The organism is Lentzea tibetensis (genome assembly GCF_007845675.1).
GTDB lineage: Bacteria > Actinomycetota > Actinomycetes > Mycobacteriales > Pseudonocardiaceae > Lentzea > Lentzea tibetensis.
Genome location: NZ_VOBR01000054.1, coordinates 1 through 7333 on the forward strand (window position 1 = coordinate 1; position 7333 = coordinate 7333).

Consider the following 7333-nt stretch of genomic DNA (forward strand, 5'->3'; position numbering starts at 1 on the left):
CGATACGAGCCAACGCATCCGCCTGGGCCCGCCCGGACAACGCCCCACGAGCCCACTCACAAAGCGCATCCCGCTCCTGCGCGGAGACCTCGACCAAACCGGCAGGAACAACAGCCGTGAACAAACGGCGGCGCCTGGTCTTGTCCAGTTCTTTGAGCAGACCCACCTTGTTCAGCTCGGCCACGTTCTGCTGAATGGCGTCGACCACGTGGCCGAGGCGATAGTCACGCTGGACAAGGCCGACGAGATCCTGGGCGCTCAGGGGCTTGTCGGTGCTGAGCAACACCGCCAGCGCCGCGGCGGCACGCTTCTGCCCAGCATTGCCGAACGCGTCGCGCAACACGGCGGGAAGTGGCGGCAGGAGCCGCGCGGCACCCAAAGGCTCCGTGCCACCGATACGAGCCCGCGCATTGGCACGCCCACCAACATCAGCGAGCTCAGCAGCCCACTCTGCTAGACCAGGATCATTCCGAAGACTCTCAGGAACACAACCGACATAGAGTTCCTTCCCGCCTTCTTTGCCGTAGATAATCGCCATATTCTCGCTACCGAGATACGAGCGGTAACTATGGATGCTTGTGGCGGAGACATCGACATTGTGTTCTGACTTCAACCTCGCTTGGATGATCTCGTTGGTGAGCGGCGTACCGGTGCGCAGCAGAATACCCAGGACCTGAGCGGCTCGATGGCCACTGAGCCCGTCCTTTTTGATGCGATCGATGATGCCGGACGGCAGGGGCGGCACTGGCAGCTCGTCCTGTTGCACGGCCGCGACAGAAGGGTTATCGAGGCGATTCTGTGCCTTGACTTTCATGGTGTCGGGAAGGCCGGCAACCCAGTTGCGCAGGTCGTTATTGGTTTCCAAGCCCTGAGGAACGGTGCCCGTGTAGACGTTGGCGTTGCCGGACTTGGTGGTGACCGCTGCCATGTTGGACCGCTGCAGCCACTCCGTGTAGTTGGGGGTTTCGTTCGCGGTTACGACTCCCGACAGGGCAGTTCCCAGCTCCTGGTTGGTGGCCGGATCGTTGACCAGCAGGACCGACCACACACGAAGAGCATTCTCTTTACCCATGCTGCCCTGCAAGGCGTTCTTCAGTGTCTCTGACACAGGAAAGGTAGTAGGGGCGGTCGTGGTGGGCTGCTGCGAGATCGGATCGATGCCCTGACTGCGCTGCCTGGCGCGATCACGATCATTCGCATCAGGCAGATTATCGATGAACTTCTGGAACGTGAGATCCTTCAGCAACTCCGTCGGCAGAGGAATGTCGGCCCGGTAGTAGGGGACGGATTTGCTGTTCTTTACCGCAGTCGAGCTTGCCAGCGACGTGGCGACCATCGCGTTCAGATAGTGCACTACGGTCTTCTTGGTCGTATTCGGGAAGTGATGGCGTTCTTTGAGCCGGTCCACGACCTCCTGCTGACTCAGAGGTTTCTTGGCGGTCAGTAGAACCTCGAACGCCCTGGACACGAGCAAAGGGTTATCGCCTTTATTGTGCGTGTTCTGGCGCAGCTGCGCGCGGAGCGTGTCGGGCAGGCGAAGGATATTGGGGCGACTGGTCAGATGCACCGTAGCCGCGGTATTGGCAGCGACGGCAGGCAGGCCTCGAGCCCAGTCGAGCAGTGCCGCGCGCTCGGCAGGCGAGACACCTGGAGGCATCACAGGACTGTAGAGGGTCGCCTTTCCCGCCTGTCCGTTTTCAACGACCAGGCCAGCTTCCTTCATCGCCAACAGGCTACCTCTAATTGCGGAAATAGGATATTTAGGCGGAAGCTGCCCACTTTTTGTTACGTCATTGACGCTCATCGGCTCAGGATTCTTAAGCAGAATACCCCATAGCGGTGCTAGCCACTCCGCTTTGGTTGCGCCAGATTTGAATTTCTGTTGAACCTCCTCAACGTTCTTTGTGGGGAGCGGTGGATCGGCGGATTGCGCGTGCGCGGCGGACTGACTGCCCGACTGCGCCGGAAATTGGTCGTTCGATGGTGAAGAGGGAGAAGAGGAGGATGGAGGCTCGATATTGGTGTTGTACTGGGGCAAAGACCGCGGAGCCAGCCGGGGAGCGGGAGTCATAGCGGTGCCGGCAGGCAGGCTCACCGTGGTCACCGTACCGAACGGGGTGGCCGTGGTGATGGTGATCCGATCAGCGGTGAGCCGCAGGTCGCCGGGCACGTCCCGCTGAATATAAGGAAGATAGCTGGTGACGGCCAGATCCAGCACCCTCTGGACCTGCCTGGCGACAGGAACAGGCGCGGACACAGTCACCGCCGGGACAGCCTCGCTGTTCAAATGATAAGCCAGAGCCGTATGAACGACATCGCGAGCAAAACCAACCAAAGCGTCGTACTGCTGAGGACTCGGCCCGCTCGCCCCGATCTCCAAAGTCAGATCATTTTCAATCCTCTCCCGCTTCGCACCACGCCCACTAAGCGAAAGGTCGCCGACCCGCTCGACGAACTCATCCTCCTCACGACTGCGCTTGACCTTCCCGTCTCCCGCGGACTTCCCTGGCAGCATTCCCACCTCCACGTGTACACATCCACCTACCTCTGCACACACGCCGAACAACACCCAAAACGTTCACACAAACACCTCCACCCACGTCAAGAGAACCCCACCACTCACCCCCACCAGGCCCGGCCAACCACCCCAGACAAACGTCGAACCCAGACCCTCGCCGCAACCCGACACCAAAGTGATGTGCCCTGGATTTTGCGGAGTCGGGTTGCTGGGGTTCATGTTGATCATCCCCAGGAGAGGTCGGCATGCCCAGGAGTTAGCCGCCGGAGTTCCGTAGCAAGGTCCTCGACCTGCTCAAGGCCGGCCGCACCGTCGCGCAGGTCGCGCACGACCTGCAGATCAGCGACCAGACGATCTACACGTGGCGCAGGCAGTCGCTCGTCGACGCCGGGCAGGAGCCGGGGCTGACTTCGGTGGAGAAGGCCGAGCTGGCCTCGGCCCGGCGTCGGATCGCCGAACTGGAGACCGAGTTGGCGATCCACCGGCGTGCCACCGAGCTGCTCGAGGAGGCGGTGCCCCAAAAGCCCGGTTCGTCGCGATCGCGGCGATGGTCGAGGAGGGATTGTCGATCCAGACAGCGTGCCGGATCCTGGAGGTGTCTGGGTCGGGGTTCCACGCCTGGCGAGGCAGGGCACCATCGGCCCGCTCGGTGCGGCACGCCTGGCTGACAGACCTCATCAGGCAGGTCCACGCCGCCTCCAACGGGGTCTACGGCGCCCGACGAGTGCGCGCCGAGCTGACGCTGGGCCCTCGGTATCACGGTGAGCCACGGCGCGGTCGAGATGCTGATGAAACCACCATCGGGATCCGCGTGTGCGCGATCACAACCGCCCTGGAGCGCCCGCGCGAGAACAGCTTGATCTCGCACCTTCGGGATCGTCTGGCGCAATGGTGTCGCGGACGGTGACCGCCCATCGCGACCGCTCGAACCGCGCCTGACGCGCACGGAAAGTGGCGGATCACGACCGGGCAGTGGGTGGCAATCCGGTAGCGGTCCATGGGAGTCGACAGTGGCGGGTGGAAGGCGTTCGCTGCAAACGACGGTCGTAGCCGCCCCCGGAGCTGTCGGCCAGCATCGGCTCGGGTGGGGTGTTCGCCGGTGGCGAGCTCGGCGATGGCCGTGCCGTTCCAGAACAAGGGGTGCGCGGAGGGCTGGTCGGGGACCGGGTGCGACAAGGTGGTTCTAGCGCAGGTCACTCTGCTGCTGCGGCGAGCGGCCCTCCAAGGCGGTCATGGTCGCGTCGGCCAACGCTGCCGCCGACACCCACTGCTGCTTCGCCACCACGGACGCGGGCTCGGCCACGACGGTGACCGGGTCGCCGAGCGGCTCATCGCCGGCGGATGCGGTGTAGAGCCGCAGCGGCGCCGTGCCCGGCACGACCGGCATGACCAGTGAGCGCTCGGCGTGGGTGATGCGCACTGCGAGCACCTCGACCTGCTGCTCGCCGGACGCGGGGTCGACGAGCAGCGGGTGCACCTCGGCGGTCACGCCGCGTTCGCTGAGCAACTTCGCCACCGCCGTTGACAGCAGAGTGCTGGAGACGATGCGCCGCGTTGCGGTTGACTTGTGCCATTCGGTCGCTGCCGGTCAGCACGATCTTCGTGCCGGTGTCGTCGGCTGCGCCGGGCACGGCGGTGTCCGTGCTCGTGCGCCACCAATCGCAGGCCTGCTCGTCGAGCTGGGTGGGACTCATCAGGTCGATCTTGGACACCGCGGGCTGTTCCTTTCGAAGGCCGGTCGGCGCACCCTAACCGAACCGGCTGCCCTCAAGCGGTCACACATGACCGCGGGCGAAAGCGGGCGGGGAAATCGGAAACAGTTGTCGCCGCATCCGACGGAGCGTCGCGGCCGTGGTCCACTGCTGGTCAGGGTTCTGGTGTGGGCGCGACGTGACCGGCGAACCGGTGCAGCCGCGGTGTCCAGGCGCCTGGCGGGTCGGCGCCTTCGCGGGCGATGACCTCGCGGGCCAGGGCGAGGAACTCGTCGCGGGCCTGGGGTGCGGCGCCGGTGTGGCCGAGCAGGTGGTCGGCGAACGTGGTGGCTCCCCAGGACAGCAGCACGCCGTACCGGGCCAGGTAGAGGCCGATGCGGTAGCGGTCTGCGGTGTCCAGCCACGCGTAGGCCAGCAGCTGCCACAGCCACTGGACGGTGTGCTGCACCTGATCGAGGCGTAGCACGGTCTTGACCTCGACGATCTCGCTGCCGACCACCAGATCGCCGTCGGCCCAGTGGTGCACCAGCACCGGTGCGGCCACGCCGAGCATCTGCCTGGGGGGTGAGGTCGTAGAACTGCTGCCAGCGACGCAGCGTGTCGGCGAGCGCGACGAGGTCCTCGACGACCTCGCGGCTGGGCTGGCGGCGCAGGTCCTCGACGGTGTAGTCGCCGCTGCTGTGCACGGCTTCGAGCTCGATCGGCAGCTGTCGGCCCCGGTAGGCCGACTCCCACCCGGCGTCCGTAGCCGCCCCGCTCGATCCACGTCCTGCGGCACGGCAACAAGTGGACCGCCCTGCTCGTGCACCCGAAGGACGCGAAGTACGTGTCCCTCAAGGCACAGGCACAGGCACGGGATTCAGCGGGCAACGCGGTCGACCAGACGCCTCCGGCTTGAAGTAGGCGACCTCGCGATCTCCCCGATCCGGCCCACGCGCCGCAGTGGGGTCCGGATCGGGGAGATCGCGTGAAAGGCAGTCTGGCTGGCCACACCAGTCCGGACCACGCCACCGGTGACCGTGGCCTGCTATCGAACGGACAAATCAGTGACCGTGGCGCCGGGCGGGATGCCACGGCCGGGCAGGTCGGCGAGGGTGATCTCGCGCAGTGACGCGTCCGGCCACAGACCGGTGCCGCGGCGAGAGCCCGCGTACAGCACGTCGCCCAGCGCGCTCAGCCCCTGATTGGTCAGAGGCGTGTCGAACTCCTCGGCCGCGATCTCTTGCCAGTCCGGGACTCCGGTCGTGGTGAGTCGGCCCGCCGAGTAGACCCGCACGGTGGCGCCGTTGCCGCGGTTGTCGACGGCGAACGCGATCATGTTGCCGATGCAGGTCCAGGACACGCCGTCCGAGTTGGGGTCTTGGCCGTCGCGGCACGTGCCGTAGCGCGGTGCGTTCAACCTGGTGTCGTGCACGGTGCCGTGGCGTGCCACCCGGATGTAGAGGCTGACGTTCTCCTGGTAGAAGCTGGGGCCCGGGACGGTGTTCTTCTGCCGTCCTATTTGGATCCAGCTCGAGTTGTCCGCGGATGCGGCGCGGAGGCTGCCGTCGCCGCCGTCCTGCGCGGGGCGGGCGTAGTTCGTGCAGCTGTCCTGCTTGTCCAGCCCTGGTGCCGGGCAGGTCTTGAGCACGTCGGTGACGAAGACCCCGGCGGTGGTCACCTTCCCCCAGGTGTCGCCGTTGCGGGTGGTGGAGACGGTTGTCTCCCACCAGCGTCGTGATGTCGCCGGCACGGTGTCGTGCACAAATGGCCAGTAGGTCGGTGTCTGTCCGGTGTGGACATGCAGTCGTGCGCCGGGCTCACGAACGGGGACGCCGTCTCGGCGCAGCACGCGCTGGGACGGGTCGGTGTTCCCCACGACGTGCCAAGGGTAGTCGGTCTGCAGGAACTGATAGCCCGCGTCGATCCTGTTTTCCTGGCACTGCCAGGGGTAGCTGTTGCAGCCGGGGCGGTGGTCGAAGCTGTCCGCGCCCCGGACGACTCCGTTGTGCCTCAGGAACACGGCGGCTTTGCCGGTGCCGTTGGGCCCGATGTCCTCCAGTTGCCAGAACACCGATGCCTGGAAGGCGGCCTGCCGGGCGGTGGTGTCGATCGGCGGGGACGGGTCGAAGTCGCTGATGTCCCTGACGCAGTAGGGATCGGTCGCACGGCCTGCAGCGTCCAGACCGTGGACCTGGATCCCGGTCGCGGCGACGCGCGAGTTGGCCGGCGTGAGCCAACTGGCCCGGCAGGTGGGATCGACCTCGAACACCGACTGCATCGGGAACGCCGCCCGGTGCGGCACGTCGTGGGTGGCGTATCGCACCCAGTCAGCGCCGGCCGTGCTCCAGTTGCCGATCAGGTTGACGATGAACTTACCGCGCAACTGGTCGACGGTGGGCCAGCCTGCCGAAGCCATGCAGGAGACCATCGTGCTCCCTGGCGTGCACCGGGACAGGAAGTCGGCGGGGGTGTACAGGGAGGTGCCGAGCACCTGGCGGACGGTGTCGTCGAACTGTTCGATCGTGTGGGAGTCGTTGAAGTTGGCGTTGGTCGGGATGCCGGGAAAGGTCGCGCCGGTGTGCGGCACGACGTTCTTGAGCTCGATCATGACGTTCACCACCTCGTGCCGCGGCACCGCGTACTGGAAGTTGCGCAGCATCTGCAGGCAGTCGTCGAGGTAGCGGCAGGTGAAGTCCTCCGAGTCGGAGGTGTGGTACACCTTCCAGCGTCCCGCTGGCGCACCTTCGGAGTGGATGTCCAGCTCCAGCGCGCGGACGCGTTCGTGCAGCAGCTGATCGGAGAGGATCTCCTGGGTGCCGCTGGCGAAGAAGTCGGCGCGGTCGGAGCGGTTGAGCCAGTACGAGTTGTGCGTCGCGACGCCATACACCTCGTTGTACCTGGGATACGGGTCAGCCTGCGCCGCATGGGGAACGACGACGAATGCGCTGACCAACAGCAGGACGGCAGATCGGATCCGCATGGAGCCTGTCCTCTCGAAGTGACGCGGGCCTGGGCGGCGTTGGACGCCGCCCAGGCCCGTGCGACTCAAGGCTGGTCGTAGCGCCACTTCGAGCAATGCAGGTCGTAGTGGTCGGTCCGACCGGGAGTGCCACCGACGTAC

At 65.7% G+C, this 7333-nt stretch carries 4 protein-coding genes and 1 pseudogene; 1 reads left to right on the forward strand and 4 read right to left on the reverse strand.

Annotated elements, in window-relative coordinates; genetic code table 11:
• A partial coding sequence (locus tag FKR81_RS41535) for a hypothetical protein (protein ID WP_146360885.1) occupies positions 1–2515 on the reverse strand: 2515 nt, incomplete at its 3' end.
• Positions 2516–2793: 278 nt separating this feature from the next.
• Between FKR81_RS41535 and FKR81_RS46140 the strand changes: the two are divergent.
• Positions 2794–3186, forward strand: a pseudogene (locus FKR81_RS46140) (transposase); the annotation flags it as partial.
• A gap of 515 nt (positions 3187–3701) precedes the next feature.
• Here FKR81_RS46140 and FKR81_RS41545 read toward each other — a convergent pair.
• From FKR81_RS41545 to FKR81_RS41555, 3 genes are all read right to left on the reverse strand, one after another.
• Positions 3702–4034: a hypothetical protein gene (locus tag FKR81_RS41545; RefSeq protein WP_146360887.1), complete on the reverse strand. Its 333-nt coding sequence runs from the start codon at positions 4032–4034 to the stop codon at positions 3702–3704.
• Positions 4035–4384: 350 nt separating this feature from the next.
• Positions 4385–4774, reverse strand: coding sequence for a hypothetical protein (locus FKR81_RS41550; protein ID WP_146360889.1), 390 nt, complete (start codon positions 4772–4774; stop codon positions 4385–4387).
• 483 nt (positions 4775–5257) lie between these two features.
• Positions 5258–7192: a Ca2+-dependent phosphoinositide-specific phospholipase C gene (locus tag FKR81_RS41555; RefSeq protein ID WP_146360891.1), complete on the reverse strand. Its 1935-nt coding sequence runs from the start codon at positions 7190–7192 to the stop codon at positions 5258–5260.
• Positions 7193–7333: the final 141 nt, after the last annotated feature.